This window comes from Enterococcus sp. DIV1421a (genome assembly GCF_051711025.1).
In the GTDB taxonomy this organism is placed as follows: Bacteria; Bacillota; Bacilli; order Lactobacillales; family Enterococcaceae; genus Enterococcus_B; species Enterococcus_B hirae.
Genome location: NZ_JBIOLU010000001.1, coordinates 2,106,514 through 2,123,569, shown reverse-complemented (window position 1 = coordinate 2,123,569; position 17,056 = coordinate 2,106,514). Strand labels below are relative to the sequence as shown.

Annotated in this window: 18 protein-coding genes and 1 other annotated feature; of the genes, 13 read left to right on the top strand and 5 right to left on the bottom strand. The window is 39.4% G+C overall.

Annotated elements, in window-relative coordinates; all coding sequences use genetic code 11:
• Positions 1–45 precede the first annotated feature (45 nt).
• Positions 46–765, bottom strand: a complete 720-nt coding sequence (locus tag IGK21_RS09630) for a gamma-glutamyl-gamma-aminobutyrate hydrolase family protein (RefSeq protein ID WP_438719296.1) — start codon at positions 763–765, stop codon at positions 46–48.
• A 215-nt stretch (positions 766–980) separates the two neighbouring features.
• Positions 981–1,029, top strand: a sequence feature (sodium ion sensor (DUF1646 type); this cis-regulatory element may regulate processes involved in with the transportation of sodium ions).
• Positions 1,030–1,136: 107 nt separating this feature from the next.
• On the opposite strand from IGK21_RS09630, the gene IGK21_RS09625 reads away from it, so the two are divergent.
• The 10 genes from IGK21_RS09625 (at position 1,137) to IGK21_RS09580 (ending at position 11,353) form a co-directional block, all read left to right on the top strand.
• On the top strand, positions 1,137–1,490 hold the full coding sequence (locus tag IGK21_RS09625; RefSeq protein ID WP_220381043.1) for an ATPase V: 354 nt from the start codon (positions 1,137–1,139) through the stop codon (positions 1,488–1,490).
• The gene (locus tag IGK21_RS09620; RefSeq protein ID WP_034699091.1) at positions 1,477–3,471 is read left to right on the top strand and encodes a V-type ATP synthase subunit I; all 1,995 of its coding nucleotides are present in this window, start codon (positions 1,477–1,479) and stop codon (positions 3,469–3,471) included. The genes IGK21_RS09625 and IGK21_RS09620 overlap by 14 nt, the downstream gene beginning before the upstream one ends.
• Before the next feature lie 23 nt (positions 3,472–3,494).
• Positions 3,495–3,965 carry a V-type ATP synthase subunit K gene (locus IGK21_RS09615; protein ID WP_010738015.1) on the top strand — a complete coding sequence of 157 codons (471 nt, stop codon included), beginning with the start codon at positions 3,495–3,497 and terminating at the stop codon, positions 3,963–3,965.
• Positions 3,966–3,992: 27 nt separating this feature from the next.
• A complete protein-coding gene (ntpE, locus tag IGK21_RS09610; RefSeq protein ID WP_034699095.1) occupies positions 3,993–4,577 on the top strand; it encodes a V-type sodium ATPase subunit E in 585 nt (194 codons plus the stop codon).
• A gap of 14 nt (positions 4,578–4,591) precedes the next feature.
• A complete protein-coding gene (locus tag IGK21_RS09605; protein ID WP_034699097.1) occupies positions 4,592–5,578 on the top strand; it encodes a V-type ATPase subunit in 987 nt (328 codons plus the stop codon).
• A complete protein-coding gene (locus IGK21_RS09600; protein WP_010718638.1) occupies positions 5,568–5,879 on the top strand; it encodes a V-type ATP synthase subunit F in 312 nt (103 codons plus the stop codon). The genes IGK21_RS09605 and IGK21_RS09600 overlap by 11 nt, the downstream gene beginning before the upstream one ends.
• A gap of 20 nt (positions 5,880–5,899) precedes the next feature.
• Entirely contained in the window at positions 5,900–7,681 is a 1,782-nt protein-coding gene (locus IGK21_RS09595; protein WP_010718637.1) for a V-type ATP synthase subunit A, read from the top strand.
• Positions 7,674–9,050: a V-type ATP synthase subunit B gene (locus IGK21_RS09590; protein WP_181915080.1), complete on the top strand. Its 1,377-nt coding sequence runs from the start codon at positions 7,674–7,676 to the stop codon at positions 9,048–9,050. The genes IGK21_RS09595 and IGK21_RS09590 overlap by 8 nt, the downstream gene beginning before the upstream one ends.
• Before the next feature lie 7 nt (positions 9,051–9,057).
• Positions 9,058–9,690 carry a V-type ATP synthase subunit D gene (locus IGK21_RS09585; protein ID WP_080292479.1) on the top strand — a complete coding sequence of 211 codons (633 nt, stop codon included), beginning with the start codon at positions 9,058–9,060 and terminating at the stop codon, positions 9,688–9,690.
• A gap of 316 nt (positions 9,691–10,006) precedes the next feature.
• Positions 10,007–11,353, top strand: a complete 1,347-nt coding sequence (locus IGK21_RS09580; protein WP_034699099.1) for a TrkH family potassium uptake protein — start codon at positions 10,007–10,009, stop codon at positions 11,351–11,353.
• An 86-nt stretch (positions 11,354–11,439) separates the two neighbouring features.
• Here IGK21_RS09580 and gloA read toward each other — a convergent pair whose 3' ends face one another.
• The gene (gene gloA / locus IGK21_RS09575) at positions 11,440–11,811 is read right to left on the bottom strand and encodes a lactoylglutathione lyase (protein ID WP_010718633.1); all 372 of its coding nucleotides are present in this window, start codon (positions 11,809–11,811) and stop codon (positions 11,440–11,442) included.
• Positions 11,812–11,939: 128 nt separating this feature from the next.
• On the opposite strand from gloA, the gene IGK21_RS09570 reads away from it, so the two are divergent.
• Positions 11,940–12,377 carry an NUDIX hydrolase gene (locus IGK21_RS09570; RefSeq protein ID WP_034699102.1) on the top strand — a complete coding sequence of 146 codons (438 nt, stop codon included), beginning with the start codon at positions 11,940–11,942 and terminating at the stop codon, positions 12,375–12,377.
• A gap of 90 nt (positions 12,378–12,467) precedes the next feature.
• Here IGK21_RS09570 and yidA read toward each other — a convergent pair whose 3' ends face one another.
• From yidA to IGK21_RS09555, 3 genes are read right to left on the bottom strand one after another with little or no spacing between them, the layout of a single operon-like run.
• Complete coding sequence (yidA, locus tag IGK21_RS09565) at positions 12,468–13,280, bottom strand: sugar-phosphatase (protein WP_010718630.1); 813 nt, start codon at positions 13,278–13,280, stop codon at positions 12,468–12,470.
• Positions 13,281–13,304: 24 nt separating this feature from the next.
• On the bottom strand, positions 13,305–14,675 hold the full coding sequence (locus IGK21_RS09560) for an HD domain-containing protein (RefSeq protein WP_181918613.1): 1,371 nt from the start codon (positions 14,673–14,675) through the stop codon (positions 13,305–13,307).
• Positions 14,659–15,489 (bottom strand): lipoate--protein ligase family protein, encoded by an 831-nt coding sequence (locus IGK21_RS09555; protein ID WP_096708843.1) that lies wholly within the window; start codon positions 15,487–15,489, stop codon positions 14,659–14,661. Before IGK21_RS09555 ends, IGK21_RS09560 begins: the two co-directional genes overlap by 17 nt.
• A gap of 370 nt (positions 15,490–15,859) precedes the next feature.
• On the opposite strand from IGK21_RS09555, the gene IGK21_RS09550 reads away from it, so the two are divergent.
• Positions 15,860–16,297 carry a DUF1934 domain-containing protein gene (locus IGK21_RS09550; RefSeq protein ID WP_010718627.1) on the top strand — a complete coding sequence of 146 codons (438 nt, stop codon included), beginning with the start codon at positions 15,860–15,862 and terminating at the stop codon, positions 16,295–16,297.
• A gap of 75 nt (positions 16,298–16,372) precedes the next feature.
• Positions 16,373–16,984 (top strand): DNA-directed RNA polymerase subunit delta, encoded by a 612-nt coding sequence (gene rpoE, locus IGK21_RS09545; RefSeq protein WP_010718626.1) that lies wholly within the window; start codon positions 16,373–16,375, stop codon positions 16,982–16,984.
• The last annotated feature ends 72 nt before the right edge of the window (positions 16,985–17,056 follow it).

The window sequence follows — 17,056 nt, the reverse complement described above, 5'->3', positions numbered from 1 at the left end:
TTAGGATATTCTAAAGGAAAAAATCGTTGTTCAATCCCTTAAGGACTAAAATTCTTGAACAAAAAAATCAAATAATCCTTGATCAGTGGGATTGCTTGAATGTGTCAGCTCTGGATGCCATTGTACACCAAATAATCGAACATCCTTATCGAGACTTTCAATCCCTTCCACTAGACCATCAGGTGAAAAGGCTGTGGCTTTTAATGAAGGTGCCAGCTCTTTCAACGCCTGATGATGATAAGAGTTTACCAAATAAGTATCAGGTAGTAGCTGATGTAATAGAGTGTCGGGTAAAATCTCTACTTCATGAGTAGCAAATTGTGGGGCGGTTGGATGCTGTTCATGTTTGACTGACCACTTAGGATAAGTGGTTAAATCTTGATACAAACTACCCCCAAGCACGACATTTAAGAGTTGCATTCCACGACAGACAGCAAAAATTGGTTTGTTTTGCTTGAGTGCCTCGCTGATAAGTGCTGCTTCAAAGAGATCTCTTTGAAGGTTGGTTTCTAAAAGTTTTGGATGGGGAGGTTCATGATACAGTTGTGGGGAAATATCCTGTCCACCGGCTAAGATCAGTTTATCGATTTGGTCAATATAAGCAGAAGCAGTCTTAGGGAATGAGATCGGTAAAACGATCGGTAAACCATTCGCCTGCTGCACAGCATTGACAAAGCCTTGGGGAGTATAGGTTACTTGATTTCCTTGAAAAGTATCTGTCGCTCGGATCAACTGATTTCCAGCAATTCCAATAATGGGTAACATAAACATTCCTCCAAATCGTCTATTCGTTCTATTCTATCAAGAATAAAAAAAATTTAAAACTATTTGAAATAGATCTAGTTTGGGAATACATATGAAGAAAAAATTTTTTTCATGAGAATTTCTTATAAAAAAACAGAGTTACCGAGGAAAAATATGGTGTTCTTATTGAATTTTTTCGTCATTTTGGTACAATAGAATTAAATCACGAATAAAATGGTTGGGCATAATGCTTCAAGGATCGCGTTCTTCAAGGGGTGAGAAGAACATATTGAAGGGCTCAGCATCATTAGTCAACTAAAGGGCACATACTTTCAATGTAACGAGAGCATGTGTCCTTTTTTAATCGAAAGGGGGAAGTGATTGTGACAGAAATGGCACGAATTTTGACAAGAATCAAAGAAGCAGAAGAGAATAATCAGAAAAAAGAAGAGCAGGTCAAAGCTGAACTTGCTCAATATGAACAATTAAAAAATAACGAATTAATCGATTTGAATAAAGAATTCCAAGAACGATTAACCAAGCTGATGGAAGAAAAAAGAAAAAATGAAGAGGAAGTAACTGAAGACGAACAGCACAAACTGGAATTGATTTTAGAACAATTTCGTCAAAAAGTTCTTGAAATAGAAAAAACATATTTAGAAAAAGAAGAAGAGGAAATAGCGAAGAAAAAGAACTTAACGAATGAGATCATTGAAAGGATGAAACAAAAAAATGGCTGTCACTAAAATGGAAAAAGTGACTCTCATTTCAGATAAGAAAAATCGTGAAATCTTGTTGCAAGCAGTTCAAGGACTTCATGCAGTAGAAATCCGTGATCTGTTCCAAGAATCTGAAAACAATCAATGGGTAGAGACGTTTTTTCCTGAGCCAGAGATGATCGATAAGGACAAGGAACTTGCGAAATTATCCTATAAATTAACGGATATTCGTACAGCTATCCAATTTATCGAACATCATGGCGAAAAAAGTCAGAAAAAACAACACTTAAAAAGGCGTGAACTTTCGTTAGATACCTTGGAAAAAAATTATTCAGAAGAAGCTTTTTCGAAAAAGCTGGAAGAAGTCTTACTTTTGAAAGAAGAATGGGAGCAACTGGTAGACGAACGCCAACAATTGGAAGACCAAGAGAATTGGTTGCTCAATTGGCAAAATCTGGATTTGGCGCCTAAAGCATTTGATAGTCAAATGACCAAGCTAGTCATTGGAACGGTCAATGCTAAAAATGCTGAATCTTTTAAAGCTGAAGTTGCTGAGATAAACGAAGCCTATTTAGAAGAAATCAACTCTTCACCAACAACGACTTACTTTGCCTACATTGTTTTACGAGCTGACGAGTCACGCATGGAAGAAATCGCCAGTCGTTATGGATTTGTTAAAGAAGACTATCTGTATGAGGGGACACCACAGCAACAGTTAGTTGCTGCAAAACAAAGTTTACAGGAAATCAAGGACCAACAAAAGAAACTCTCTTCAGCCATTGGAGCTTGTAGTGGGTATATCAAAGATTTCGAATGGACGGAAGAAATCTTCTTGGCTCGCTCTGAACGAGAAGCAATCAAGGACCGGATCATTCATACTCCTTATCTGATTCTGATTCAAGGCTGGGTGGATCATGAAGAAAAACAAGAATTGATCCACATGCTACAAAATGTCTTAGCAAGTGAAGAAGTCTATTTGACCTTTGACGAGCCAACGGACAATGAAATTGCTGAAGAAGTACCGACCAAACTAAAGAATCATCCGATCGTTGCTCCTTTTGAGATGTTAACGGAGATGTATAGTTTACCAAAGTATGAAGAAGTTGATCCAACGCCGTGGATGATGCCGTTTTACCTCGTCTTTTTTGGCATGATGGTGGCGGATATCGGGTATGGGTTACTGATGTTTTTAGGGGCATTTTTACTCCAAAAATTAGTGGTATTGCCACGGGGAATGCAACGTTTTGCAAAATTCTTTGAGATTCTAGCAATCCCTTCGATCATCTGGGGATTTATCTACAGCTCATTTTTTGGGGCGGCATTGCCTAAAGAAATTTTTGGTATTCATTTACCATTTCCGATTTTGTCTACTACAGATGATGTCAACACGATCTTGATTTTATCCGTAATTTTTGGTTTGATCCAAATTTTAGTCGGACTATTTATTGCTGCTAAGGAACATATCAAACGAAAAGCATATGTCGATGCCGTGAATGATGGGTTTGCTTGGCAAGGGATCTTGCTTGGTATCATTCTGATTTTATTGGGAACGATGATCCTTAAAAACAACGCCTTTGTTTATTTAGGCGGTGCATTAGCTGTTCTTTCAGCCGTATGTATTTTGATCATTCCTGTTTTCCAATCTTCTTCAAAAGCCAAGGGGATCGCCAAAGGTGCGTATAATTTATATGGTCTAACTGGCTATATCGGAGACTTAGTCAGCTATACACGACTAATGGCACTGGGAATCTCTGGAGGAAGTATTGCCGCAGCTTTCAACATGTTAGTTGCTTTTATGCCTCCAGCTGCTCGTTTTAGTGTCGGAATTTTATTGATCATTGTCCTACAGGCTTTGAATATGTTCTTAACACTTTTGAGTGCCTATGTACATGGCGCAAGATTACAATATGTGGAATTTTTTGGAAAGTTTTACACTGGAGGAGGGCGTTCCTTCAAACCACTAAAAACGGTGGAGAAATACGTCAACATCAATCATAAGAAAAAATAGAAATATTGGAGGAATTTGATACAATGATGGATTATTTGATTACTCAAAATGGTGGAATGGTATTTGCAGTATTAGCGATGGCAACAGCAACGATTTTTTCAGGAATCGGGTCTGCTAAAGGCGTTGGAATGACTGGGGAAGCGGCAGCTGCATTGACGACCAGTCAACCAGAAAAATTTGGACAAGCGTTAATTTTACAATTACTTCCAGGTACCCAAGGATTATACGGTTTCGTTATCGCCTTCTTGATTTTTATCAACTTAGGCAGTGATATGTCTGTCGTTCAAGGATTGAACTTCTTAGGAGCTTCCTTACCGATTGCCTTTACTGGGTTATTCTCAGGGATCGCTCAAGGGAAGGTTGCAGCAGCTGGTATTCAAATTCTAGCGAAAAAACCTGAGCATGCAACGAAAGGGATCATTTTTGCTGCGATGGTTGAAACATATGCCATCTTAGGTTTCGTTATTTCTTTCTTACTGGTCTTAAATGCGTAATAGCCTAGCTTATAAGGAGGAATGACGGTGGATGCGATTGATAAAATCATCACTCAAATAAATGAAACAGCACAACTCGAACGTGCATCATTCGAAGAAATGAAGCGCAAAGAAATCGATCAAAAATTCGAAGTGAAAAAGTGGCAGATCGAAGCAGATTTTCAGAAAGAAAAAGCAAGTAAACTGGAAGAAATTGAACGAAGTTATCGCCAGTTGAGAAACAAGCAAAAAATGCAAGTGAAACAAGAAATCTTAAATGTGAAACAAGAAGTTTTACAGCGTTTATTCACGGAAGCAACGCTTCAGTTAGAAAATGAACCAAAAGAAGAACAACTTGCATTGATGAAGCAAATGATCCAAACATTACCGATCAATGGCACAGCACGCTTGATCCCAGGAGAAAAATCAGCGGATATCTTAACACCTGCGGTCATCGCTGAATGGAATGAAGAATTTCCTTTTGAATTAATCCGGGAAGACTTTACTGAAAAAGCACAAGCAGGGTTGATCATTGATGATGCTGGTATCCAATATAACTTTTTGTTTAGTCACTTGATCAAGGAAATTCAAGAGACGATGAGTGCTGAAATTGCCAAAGAATTATTTGACTAAGGAGGGATTGTTAAATGGAGTATCATGAATTAAATCCCTTGATACGTGGTAGAGAATTAGAGTTGATTTCAAAAGACACGTTTGAGCAAATGATCCAAACCGATTCGATCGATTCACTTGGAGAAATCTTACAATCCACGATCTATCAGCCATATATCTATGAGGGCTTTGACAAGGATTTTGAAGCCAATCTCTCTCAGGAACGCAGCAAATTATTCCAGTGGTTGAAAGAATCTGCACCAGAACCGGAAATCGTTTGGATCTATACGATGCGTTACACTTTCCATAATTTAAAAGTATTGACAAAGGCTGAGATCACAGGGCAAAACCTTGATCACCTTTACATCCATGATGGATTTTATTCGCTGGAAGTATTGAAAGATGCGATTCACACGCAAGTGTCGGTGGAATTGCCAGACAGTCTCATGGATTATATTCGAGAAGTTCATGAATACTGCGAAGAATCGACTATTTTACAAGGGATCGATGTGATTTATGACCGTTGTTTTCTAACCGAGCAACGTCGCTTAGGGGAACAGCTTGGTTACCCTGAACTATTAGAAGAGATCATTGCTTTTATCGATTTAACGAATATCACCACGACAGCAAGAGGGATCTTGCAGCATCGTTCTGCAGGTTTTATGACAACAGTTATTTCAAGTTCAGGAAGTATTCCGAAAGACACATTGCTTTCCTTTGTTCGTGGAGAAATGGCAACTTTTACTCAGTTTTTACTGACAACAGATTACAGTGAGCTATTAAAGCAAGTCATCCATGAAGAACAGATTGATCTAGTCAGTTTGGAACAATTGAAAGATGATTATTTAAGTTCTTTTTATCAAGTAGCACAGACACAAGCGTTTGGCCCGTTACCATTACTAGCTTTTTTGAACGCAAAAGAAGTCGAAAGTAAAAATCTGCGCCTTTTGATCATTGGCAAACGAAATCACTTTTCACTAGAACAACTAAAAGAAAGGATGAGACAGGTCTATGACTTATAAAATCGGAGTAGTAGGTGACAAGGATTCTGTCTCGCCTTTTCGATTATTTGGCTTTGATGTACAGCATGGTACGACAAAGACTGAAATAAGAAAAACAATCGATGAGATGGCTAAGAATGAATATGGTGTGATCTATATCACCGAACAATGTGCAAATCTGGTCCCTGAAACGATTGAGCGCTATAAAGGACAATTGACACCTGCGATCATTTTGATTCCTAGTCATCAAGGAACCCTTGGTATCGGTTTAGAAGAGATCCAAAATAGTGTGGAAAAAGCTGTTGGACAAAATATTTTATAATAGGAAAAGGAGATAGTCATTTGCAAATTGGAAAAATCATAAAAGTCTCCGGTCCTCTCGTTATGGCAGAAAATATGTCAGAAGCAAGTATTCAAGACATGTGTTTAGTGGGAGATTTAGGAGTCATCGGCGAAATCATTGAGATGCGTCAAGATGTGGCGTCTATTCAAGTATATGAAGAAACTTCAGGAATTGGTCCCGGAGAACCTGTTCGTTCCACTGGGGAAGCACTATCTGTTGAGCTAGGACCAGGAATCATTTCACAAATGTTTGATGGGATTCAAAGGCCACTGGATACATTTATGGAAGTGACTCAAAGTAACTTCTTAGGACGTGGGGTCCAATTACCAGCTTTAGATCATGAGAAACAATGGTGGTTTGAAGCGACAATCGAAGAAGGAACAGAAGTAAGTGCTGGAGACATCATTGGGTACGTGGATGAAACGAAGATCATTCAGCACAAAATCATGGTCCCTAATGGTATCAAAGGAACTGTACAAAAAATTGAATCTGGATCATTTACGATCGATGATCCGATTTGTGTGATCGAAACGGAACAAGGCTTAAAAGAGCTGACGATGATGCAAAAATGGCCAGTACGTCGTGGTCGACCAATCAAACAAAAATTAAATCCAGATGTACCGATGATCACCGGTCAAAGGGTCATTGACACGTTTTTCCCAGTAACTAAAGGAGGAGCGGCAGCCGTTCCAGGTCCGTTTGGTGCAGGGAAGACAGTTGTGCAACACCAGATTGCTAAGTGGTCGGACGTAGATCTAGTGGTTTACGTTGGTTGTGGGGAACGAGGAAATGAAATGACGGATGTCGTCAATGAATTTCCTGAACTGATCGATCCAAATACGGGCGAGTCTTTGATGGAACGAACTGTGTTGATCGCTAATACATCGAACATGCCAGTAGCTGCTCGAGAAGCTTCTATTTATACGGGAATCACGATTGCCGAGTACTTCCGTGACATGGGGTATGATGTAGCAATCATGGCAGATTCCACTTCTCGTTGGGCAGAAGCACTGCGTGAAATGAGCGGACGTTTAGAAGAAATGCCTGGTGATGAAGGTTATCCCGCTTATCTGGGCTCTCGTCTAGCTGAATACTATGAACGTTCAGGACGTGTCATTGCTCTAGGCTCTGACCAACGTGAGGGCAGTATCACTGCCATCAGTGCGGTTTCTCCTTCTGGTGGAGATATCTCTGAACCAGTGACTCAAAATACCTTACGAGTGGTGAAGGTTTTCTGGGGATTAGATTCTAGTCTTGCTCAAAAAAGACATTTTCCATCGATTAACTGGATCCAAAGTTACTCATTATATTCAACAGAAGTTGGCAGATATATGGATCAAATCTTACAACAGGATTGGTCTGATATGGTAACTGAAGGCATGCGGATCTTGCAAGAAGAAGAACAATTAAATGAAATCGTGCGCTTGGTAGGGATCGATTCGCTTTCTGATAACGATCGCTTGACCCTTGAAGTAGCAAAATCGATTCGAGAAGACTATTTACAACAAAATGCTTTTGATGATGTAGATACGTTTACTTCAAGAGAAAAACAATTCAACATGTTGAAAGTTATTTTGACTTTTGGGAAAGAGGCACGAAAAGCTTTATCGCTGGGAGCGTACTTCAATGAAATCATGGAAGGTACGGTAGCGGTCAGAGAACGCATTAGTCGGAGCAAGTATATTCCAGAAGAAGAGTTGGCCAAAATTAGTAGTATAAATGAAGAAATCAAAGAAACGATCCAATTGATTGTTTCAGAAGGAGGGATGACCGATGATTAAAGAATATCGTACAATCAAAGAAGTGGTCGGCCCTTTGATGGCAGTCGAAAAAGTTTCGGGAGTCAAATATGAAGAATTGATTGAAGTTCGGATGCAAAACGGCGAGATTCGTCGTGGACAAGTACTAGAAGTCCAAGAAGACAAAGCGATGGTTCAGATCTTTGAAGGAACCAGTGGAATCAATCTAAAAAATTCTTCCGTACGCTTTTTAGGACACCCTTTACAATTAGGGGTATCAGAAGACATGATCGGTCGGGTTTTTGATGGTCTTGGTCGACCAAAAGACAATGGACCTGAAATCTTGCCAGAAAAATATTTAGATATCAATGGCGAAGTAATCAATCCAATTGCCAGAGATTATCCCGATGAATTTATCCAAACAGGGATTTCAGCAATCGATCATTTGAATACATTAGTCCGTGGGCAAAAATTGCCGGTTTTTTCTGGCTCAGGTTTACCACACAAAGAGTTGGCTGCCCAAATTGCTCGCCAAGCAACTGTTTTGGATTCTTCCGATGATTTTGCTGTGGTTTTTGCTGCCATCGGTATTACTTTTGAAGAAGCCGAATTTTTTATGGAAGACTTTAGACAAACAGGTGCGATTGATCGCTCCGTTATGTTTATGAATTTAGCTAATGATCCAGCAATCGAACGAATCGCCACACCAAGAATGGCATTGACGGCTGCTGAATATTTAGCTTATGAAAAAGGCATCCACGTCTTAGTCATCATGACCGATATGACCAACTATGCAGAAGCGCTCAGAGAAATTTCGGCCGCACGTCGAGAAGTTCCTGGCCGTCGTGGTTATCCAGGCTATCTTTACACAAACTTAGCCACCTTATTTGAACGAGCTGGACGGATTAGAGGATTGAAAGGTTCTGTAACTCAAATTCCGATTTTGACGATGCCAGAAGATGATAAGACTCATCCGATTCCCGATTTGACGGGTTATATTACAGAAGGTCAGATCATTTTAACGAGAGAGCTTTATAAGAGTGGGATTCAACCACCGATCGATGTCTTGCCTTCTCTTTCACGGTTGAAGGACAAAGGAACAGGTGCCGGTAAAACGAGAGAAGACCACGCAGCAACGATGAACCAATTGTTTGCCGCCTATGCGCAAGGAAAACAAGCGAAGGAATTAGCTGTCGTTTTAGGTGAATCTGCCTTGTCAGATATTGATAAAATCTATGCAAAATTTGCGGAACGATTTGAAAACGAATATGTCAACCAAGGATTTTACACCAATCGGACGATCACAGAAACGCTTGACTTAGGTTGGGAACTGTTGGCGATGCTTCCAAGAACCGAGTTAAAACGAATCAAGGATGATTTACTGGATAAGTATTTGCCAGAAGGGAAGTGAGTTCCTTATGCGATTAAACGTCAATCCTACGAGAATGGAGCTAACTCGTTTAAAGAAACAATTAACGACAGCGACAAGGGGACATAAACTTTTAAAGGATAAACAAGATGAATTGATGCGTCAATTTATTTTACTGATCCGTAAAAATAATGAGTTACGCCAAGCAATAGAAAAAGAAACCCAAACAGCAATGAAAGATTTTGTCTTAGCAAAGTCAACAGTCGAAGAAGCCTTCATTGACGAACTTTTAGCATTACCAGCGGAAAACGTCTCACTTTCTGTAGTTGAGAAAAATATTATGAGTGTCAAAGTTCCCCTCATGAATTTTCAATACGATGAAACATTGAATGAGACACCATTAGAGTATGGCTATCTTCATTCTAATGCAGAGTTGGATCGTTCGATCGATGGTTTTACGCAGCTCTTACCAAAGCTTTTGAAGCTGGCAGAAGTTGAAAAAACATGTCAACTCATGGCTGAAGAGATCGAGAAAACCAGAAGAAGGGTCAATGCGTTGGAATATATGACGATTCCTCAATTGGAAGAAACGATTTATTATATTAAAATGAAGCTGGAAGAAAACGAACGAGCAGAAGTAACTCGCCTGATCAAAGTGAAAAATATGGGAACAGAAGAGTAAGGCTGATCCAATTCAGCATTCTAATGGCTTTTTTCAGGATCGAAACAAATCGAATTTAGCGTAAGAAGAAAAAGTAGTCATTTATTTTTCTTCTTGCGCTCGTTTGCTTATAATGGAAAGAGGTCGTGAAAGAAGCGGTCAGCTCCGAGCGAATAAGCGATGATTTTTTTAAATAGCTTCTCCTATTTTAGAAAATCATCGCTTATTGTTGAGTAATTGCTTCACGCCAATGATTCATTTTGTACCTATTTATGATTGCAGAACAAAATGTCGTTCTGAGATCTTAGATAAAAATTAAGCATAAGGAATGACTATCATGAAAAAAAGAGTAAGAAAACGATTATCACCTGTCCAGCTAATTGCTGCTGGTTTTTTTATCTTGATCCTGTTTGGAGGTAGCTTACTGACGTTACCATTTTTTAGCCGCAGCGGAGAAAGCACCCATTTTATTGATGCCTTATTCACTGCAACCTCAGCTGTTTGTGTGACTGGTTTGACGACACTGAATACTGCGGAGCATTGGAATAGTGCAGGACAGTTTTTGATCATGACCTTGATTGAAATCGGTGGGTTAGGCTTTATGATGATCCCGATCCTCTTTTTTGCTATTGCGAAGAAAAAAATCAGTTTTAGTATGCGGATTGTGCTAAAGGAAGCCTTAAACCTTGAAGAGATGTCGGGTGTAATTAAGTTAATGATCTATATCTTAAAATTTGCGGTGGTAATCCAAGTAATCGGGGCGGTTGCTTTGAGTGTAGTTTTTATTCCTGAATTTGGTTGGGCTAAAGGAATCTGGTTTAGTATCTTTCATGCCGTCTCTAGTTTTTGTAATGCAGGATTTGATTTATTAGGAGACAGTTTACTCGCGGATCAAACAAATGTTTACCTGATCATGGTCGTTTCAGCGTTGATCATTGCAGGTGGATTAGGTTTTATTGTCTGGCGTGATATTCTAAGTTATCATCGGGTCAAAAAAATCACACTACATTCAAAAGTCGCCTTATCTGTAACTGCACTCTTATTAATTGGTGGATTTATTTTATTTTTCATCACTGAAAGAAATGGACTGACTTTAGTTAAAGGTACGTTTACAGAAAGATTAGCGAATACATTTTTTATGAGTGTGACACCAAGAACAGCAGGCTATTACTCTATTGATTATTTACAGATGAGTCATGCAGGATTGATTTTAACGATGTTTTTGATGTACATCGGAGGAACTTCTGGTTCGACAGCTGGAGGACTGAAAACTACGACATTAGGAATTTTATTGATCCAAATGCATGCCATGTTTAAAGGAAAGACACGAGCAGAAGCCTTCGGTCGAACCATTCGCCAAGCAGCCGTGCTACGTGCATTGACTCTTTTCTTTGTAACTCTCTCTTTATGTGTTGTTGCGATCATGGTCCTATCGGTGACGGAGACGATTCCCAAAACGTCAGGAATCGAATATATTGCGTTTGAAGTCTTTTCCGCTTTTGGGACAGTTGGTTTGACGATGGGGTTGACCCCGGATTTGACATTGATCGGAAAACTAGTCATTATTTCTTTGATGTATATCGGTCGAGTAGGAATCATGACAGTCGTTTTTTCACTACTAGTAAAAGCGAACAAGGCAGAAGCCAATTACAAATACCCAGAAGAAAGCATTATGATTGGGTAGTTGTGAAGGTATCGGGGAGTTCCGATGATAATAAAAAAGAAACGCTCAAAACAAGAGAAGCTGTTTTGAGCGTTTTTTTCACAACCTTATCCCCGAATAACTTCGATTTTATATCCGTCTGGGTCAACAACGAAATAATAAGAAGGAGCTGTTCCTGGAAGTCCTTTTAGGTCTGTCACATTGAATCCTTCTGCTTGGTGTTTTTCGTGAAGTGCTTCTAAATCATCCGCAGCAATAGCAATGTGTCCATAGCCATTCCCTAGATCATAGCCTTCATGATCATAGTTATAAGTTAATTCTAGTTCGTAGTCATCTCCTGGTAAAGTTAAATAAACAAGGGTGAATTTGTTTTCCGGAAAATCACGGCGACGACTTTCTTCAAAGCCAAACGCTTTTTGGTAAAATTCTAATGAAGCGTCAAGATCTTTCACTCGAACGCAAGTATGAGCCATTTTCATAAATAACTACTTCCTTTCCTTTTTTTTCATCATAACAAAAAAAGAAAGAGCAATAGAAGATTTGCGCTTGTTTATGAGAAAACTCTCATGTAAAATAAAAAGTAAATAAGCTTAAGGTGGACAAAATGATGGATAAACCAGTATTTGGTGAAAAAGAAGCAGGGGTCCAGTATTCCCCACGATATGCTGCCTATATCATCGTGGAAGAAAAGAACAAACTAGCTTTGATTGAAGCTCCAAATGGTGCTTATTTTTTACCTGGTGGAGAGATTGAAGCGATGGAAACAAAAGAAGCAGCTCTTAAGAGAGAACTCCTTGAGGAAATGGGGATCGTCGCAGAAATTGCGACTTATTTAGGGGAAGCGGATGAGTATTTTTATTCCAATTACCGTCAGACCTATTACTATAACCCAGGCTACTTTTATGTGGCAAACGGCTGGCAACAAGTGGCAGAACCAACTGAAAAGACGAATACTATTTGGTGGGTCACACCACAAGAAGCCATTGAAAAATTAAAACGAGGTAGCCACAAGTGGGCGGTTGAAAAATGGTTATTGAACAATTAAAACAATTAAATCAAGAAAAAATCCAAAACCAGCGTACAGTCAGTGACGAACTGGTTTTGGATTTTTATTTAGTAGCAAATGTTATTTTTATTATGATAAAACATACGTTTTGATCGCTTCTGCCACACCATGTTCTTCATTTGTTTTAGTGACCACGTTGGCAGCTTCTTTAACTAGCGGAACTGCATTTCCCATCGCAACGCCTAAGCCAGCATATTCAATCATCGATAAGTCATTTTCGTTGTCACCAATCGCCATGATCTCATCCTGATCGATTCCAAGATGTTGCGCTAAGTTCGCAACGGCTGCGCCTTTACTTGCTTCTTTGTTTAATACTTCAAAGTAATAAGGCGCACTTTTCACTGTCGTGTATTTTTCACGGAATGTTTGTGGCAAACGAGCAATCGCAGCATCTAAGATATCAGGTTCGTCGATCATCATCATTTTAACCAAATTGATATCTGGTGTCATTTCTTCAGGTGTGCGATATTTCAACGGCATATGAACTAAGCTGGCTTCATGGATCGTATACGCACTGATATCACGATTAGAGGTGTAAATCGCCTGATCATCAATGGAATGTAGATGACTGCCAACTCGACGAGCCATCACTTCGATTTCTAAATAATCTTCATGTGTCAAACCATGACGTGCGATGATTTTTCCTGATTTTGTTTGTTGGACAAGTGCGCCATTGTAGGTAATCACGTAGTCATTTTCTTGGAATAAATCGAGTTCATTCAACTGTTCCTGTACACCAGGCAACGGTCTGCCGGTACACAAGACGATGGCTACTCCTTTAGCAACAGCCTGAGCAATCGCTTCTTTGACGTCTGCTGTAATTTCTCTTTTCTCATTTAATAAGGTTCCATCGATGTCGATGGCGACTAACTTGATAGACATAATTTCCTCCAGTGATCGTGTGTTTTAGTTTGTTTGGGTAATCAGTGAACCATTGCGGATATGGCTTGCAAATTCTTGATAGGTTTCGTCAAATAGATCGTAGTGATTTCTTAAAGACGGATCAACCATTTCTTTTGGAAAGAAAAATCGTTCATCTCCTTGTTCTTGTCCAGCAAGAGCAGCCACAAGTTGGCTCACCTCTGATAATTCTACCAAAGTTCCATCATTTCGCAAGATTTCGATTTGTGTTCGATGGCGTCCTTCTTCGGGGCGATAAAAATCATAAGGCAAATCATAACTGGAATTGATGGCAGTATAGTAGACAGGATTATAGCCAACTTTTTCCACAAGAGCAGTCATTTCCTTGATCAAGGAAGAAGAGCGATCCCCAGAAAAAGTTGCCGATTTTAACGGTTTACGGTATAAGAAACGTTTAGCTAAATCACTTAAGATTGGATCAGAAAATTCCGTCCATTGGGTAAAATAAGTTCCTAAAACGCCATCGTCTAATTTTAAATACTCATCCAGTGTAAAGTTTTCGTCAAGAAACGGTAAGAGTAGTTGAGAATGGGATTCAAACACATTGGGATCTTCTCGATACAGCTCATGCGCCCAATGTAACAAGTGTTCTAAAATTACTTCCATGCCACGAGACACAGGGTGGAAATAAACTTGAACGTACATTTGATAGCGACTCACAATATAATCTTCGACTGCGTGCATCCCATTCATCGAAAAAGCGATCCCGCCTTTATAGGGACGAATGACACGTAAAATTCGTGTTAAATCAAACGTACCGTATTCTGTCCCAGTGTAATAGGCATCTCGCAACAAGTAATCCATTCGATCAGCATCGATCTGGCTAGAAATCATTTGGACGACTTGGGGATTAGGATATGTTTTTTGGATCACACTGGCAACTTTTTCTGGAAATCCTTCTTCCACACGATTCAAAATTTGATAAACTTCCGTTTCGGGAGAAGTAATGATCTCTACAGTGATCGCTTCATGATTCGTATGGAAAATATGCTCAAATGTATGAGAATAAGGACCATGACCAACATCGTGAAGCAATGCTGCGCACAACGTAACCAAACGTTCTCGATCATCCCAGCCGTCAGCGCCAATTTTATCTTGAGGGAAATTGCGGGAAAAGATATCACAGATCCGTCTTGAAATTTCATAGACCCCTAAGGAATGAGTGAACCGACTATGTTCAGCGCCGTGAAAAGTAAAGGAAGAAGTACCTAACTGTTTGATACGGCGCAATCGTTGGACTTCTTTTGAATTGATCAAGTCTAAAATGACTTGGTGTTGGACATGGATATAGTTATGGACCGGGTCACGAAAGACCTTTTCGATCGGTAATAATTGATATTTATAAGGAATAGTCATCAGCAAGCTCCTTTAATTTATTTCGTTCTTCCATTCGATTGATTTGATCCGTCCACTGTTCAGAAGTGACATGTGCCTCTTTCCAACATAGCGCATCAACGGAACGACTCTCTCCATAGAGTTGTGTGAGTGCCAATTGGAATTGTTGTTTTACATCCTCAATGGTTAAAGGCGTTTCAAGTAAATCAGCTAAGGTTGCCATACTTTCAGGAACGACCGCCGGGTAACCATTCGTGCCGAAATCCTCTTTCAGCGCTTCTTGATAGAATCGTTTCATCGCTTGACCTCTGGTTTGTTGTGCGCCATTGACACTAACATACATCATCACAGAAATCCCATTTTTTATGCGACGTTGGGCGATCCCCGCAAACTTTTTACCGTTGATACTCAGGTCATACGTACCAGGACAATAAGAATGGGTCACTTCAAAAGCTTCGATTGATACGGTTGGAAAAGCCAGACGAGTCAATGTGAGCATTTTTTCATAGGCAGCATCAATCGATATCTTCTCCTGTTCGTTTTGAGGGAAAATCAATGAGAGATTTAAAACCCCTTGATCAGAAATGATCCCTAATCCACCAGCGTTACGAACGATTGGCTGATAGCCTGCTTTTCTTAGCTCCTGAATGCCTTCATGGAAGTAGGGCGTTCGAGTATCTTTCATTCCTAAGATCACCGTTTGTTCATATTGCCAAAAATGGAGAAAGTTTTGGTTGTTTTTTTTTGAATACTCGGTTAAGATATCCGTCAGAGCAAAAGGGGTAAAATCATTTTTTTGATAAATTTTTTGATCCAAAATAATTGTTGGATTCATTACATTCGCTCCTTTATATAATTAATCATCGATTGACATTCCAATGATTCACGTTTGTCATCGTTTCAAGGGAGTTTCTCTCATTATTATACTATACTCTAACATACTCTAAAAAAAGAATTTATTGAGTCTGGGACAAAACTTGGCTCAGTCTCTTCTGGTAGCTCTAAAAACGAATAAACGGTGTTCAAGCATCAGCTCCTTGAAATAAGCCTGAATTTTTCAAAATATGAGAAGCTATTTTAAAAAATTCTTTCTTATTGTCATCGGAGCTCCCCGATGCTTTCACAACCTCTTCGATGACGAGTTGTTTGACAAATAGACGAAAACTAGGAACAATGTACCTATATGAAGTAAAGGAGAAGGTAAAATGGCACAATCGCAAGGAACACCCATTTCAATCAAATTACGGACGAAAGTCATGCAAAATGGGGAACATCAAGACTTTTTCTTTGATCTGAAAGGTCAAATGGTCAAAATTGGGGATACGTTATACATACGATACCAGGAAATTCAGGAAAATACAGCAGAAGAAATCCCTGTAACGATCAAATTGATGCCCGATGGACAGGTTCAATTGATTCGTGCGGGAGAAACACGGATGCGACTAAAATTCGGGTATCGTGAACGTTTGGAAACAACGTATCGGACACCTTATGGCATGCTTCAAATTGAAACGTATACCAAAGAATTACATGTTAGTTTGAAAGACCGACCAACCGCTGGGAAAGTAATGATTGAATACGACTTGCTAATGGGACCAGAAAAATTAGGGGAATATTATTTAACTTTAGATTTTACTGCTTAAATCGCAAAGAAACGTTTGATTTTTTACGTATGATTTTGTATGATAAGGAGTAGACTGTGAAAGGACGTGTCCTGATTGGAAATTAGTGTATTTGAAGGTGCAAACAAAAACGAATTATCAATGATCGAAGTAGCACATGCGATCTTAGAACAACGTGGCGATGTGATGGATTTTTCTGATTTAGCCAACCAAATCCAAACCTATCTTGGAAAATCAGACAGTGAGATTCGTGATTCACTGGCACAATTTTATACTGACTTAAATATTGATGGTAGCTTTATTTCATTAGGTGACAATCGTTGGGGCTTACGTTCATGGTATGCAATCGATTCGATCGATGAAGAAGTAAACCATGGAATTGACGAAGAAGATGAAGATACACCTCGTCGACGCAAACGTAAAAAAGTCAATGCCTTTATCAACGATGATGAAGATGCGATCGATTATAATGATGATGACCCAGAAGATACTGACTTGTCTGACGAAGATGACGATGATCTTTTTGAAGATGATGATGACGATGATGAAGAAATCGCTGCTTATAACTCTGATCTGCAAGAAATCGGTGCAGACGACACAAGTGACGATGAAGAAGAATTACCAGGCAACATCGAAGAAGATCTAAGCATCATTGAAGATGACGATGAAGACGAAGACTACGAGGACGAAGAGTTCACCGAAGAATAGACTTTCGGCTTCATAGCTGCAGATCCCCCAATAAGGGATCTGCAGTTTTTTTGTATTGATTTTTTACATAAA

Coding starts and splice junctions, on each gene's coding strand:
- IGK21_RS09605 (WP_034699097.1), top strand. CDS start 4,592: ATGGAGTATCATGAATTAAATCCCTTGATACGTGGTAGAGAATTAGAG.
- gloA (WP_010718633.1), bottom strand. CDS start 11,811: ATGAAAATGGCTCATACTTGCGTTCGAGTGAAAGATCTTGACGCTTCA.
- IGK21_RS09630 (WP_438719296.1), bottom strand. CDS start 765: ATGTTACCCATTATTGGAATTGCTGGAAATCAGTTGATCCGAGCGACA.
- IGK21_RS09615 (WP_010738015.1), top strand. CDS start 3,495: ATGATGGATTATTTGATTACTCAAAATGGTGGAATGGTATTTGCAGTA.
- IGK21_RS09620 (WP_034699091.1), top strand. CDS start 1,477: ATGGCTGTCACTAAAATGGAAAAAGTGACTCTCATTTCAGATAAGAAA.
- IGK21_RS09570 (WP_034699102.1), top strand. CDS start 11,940: ATGGATAAACCAGTATTTGGTGAAAAAGAAGCAGGGGTCCAGTATTCC.
- IGK21_RS09600 (WP_010718638.1), top strand. CDS start 5,568: ATGACTTATAAAATCGGAGTAGTAGGTGACAAGGATTCTGTCTCGCCT.
- IGK21_RS09550 (WP_010718627.1), top strand. CDS start 15,860: ATGGCACAATCGCAAGGAACACCCATTTCAATCAAATTACGGACGAAA.
- IGK21_RS09585 (WP_080292479.1), top strand. CDS start 9,058: ATGCGATTAAACGTCAATCCTACGAGAATGGAGCTAACTCGTTTAAAG.
- yidA (WP_010718630.1), bottom strand. CDS start 13,280: ATGTCTATCAAGTTAGTCGCCATCGACATCGATGGAACCTTATTAAAT.
- IGK21_RS09560 (WP_181918613.1), bottom strand. CDS start 14,675: ATGACTATTCCTTATAAATATCAATTATTACCGATCGAAAAGGTCTTT.
- IGK21_RS09580 (WP_034699099.1), top strand. CDS start 10,007: ATGAAAAAAAGAGTAAGAAAACGATTATCACCTGTCCAGCTAATTGCT.
- IGK21_RS09625 (WP_220381043.1), top strand. CDS start 1,137: ATGGCACGAATTTTGACAAGAATCAAAGAAGCAGAAGAGAATAATCAG.
- IGK21_RS09590 (WP_181915080.1), top strand. CDS start 7,674: ATGATTAAAGAATATCGTACAATCAAAGAAGTGGTCGGCCCTTTGATG.
- IGK21_RS09555 (WP_096708843.1), bottom strand. CDS start 15,489: ATGAATCCAACAATTATTTTGGATCAAAAAATTTATCAAAAAAATGAT.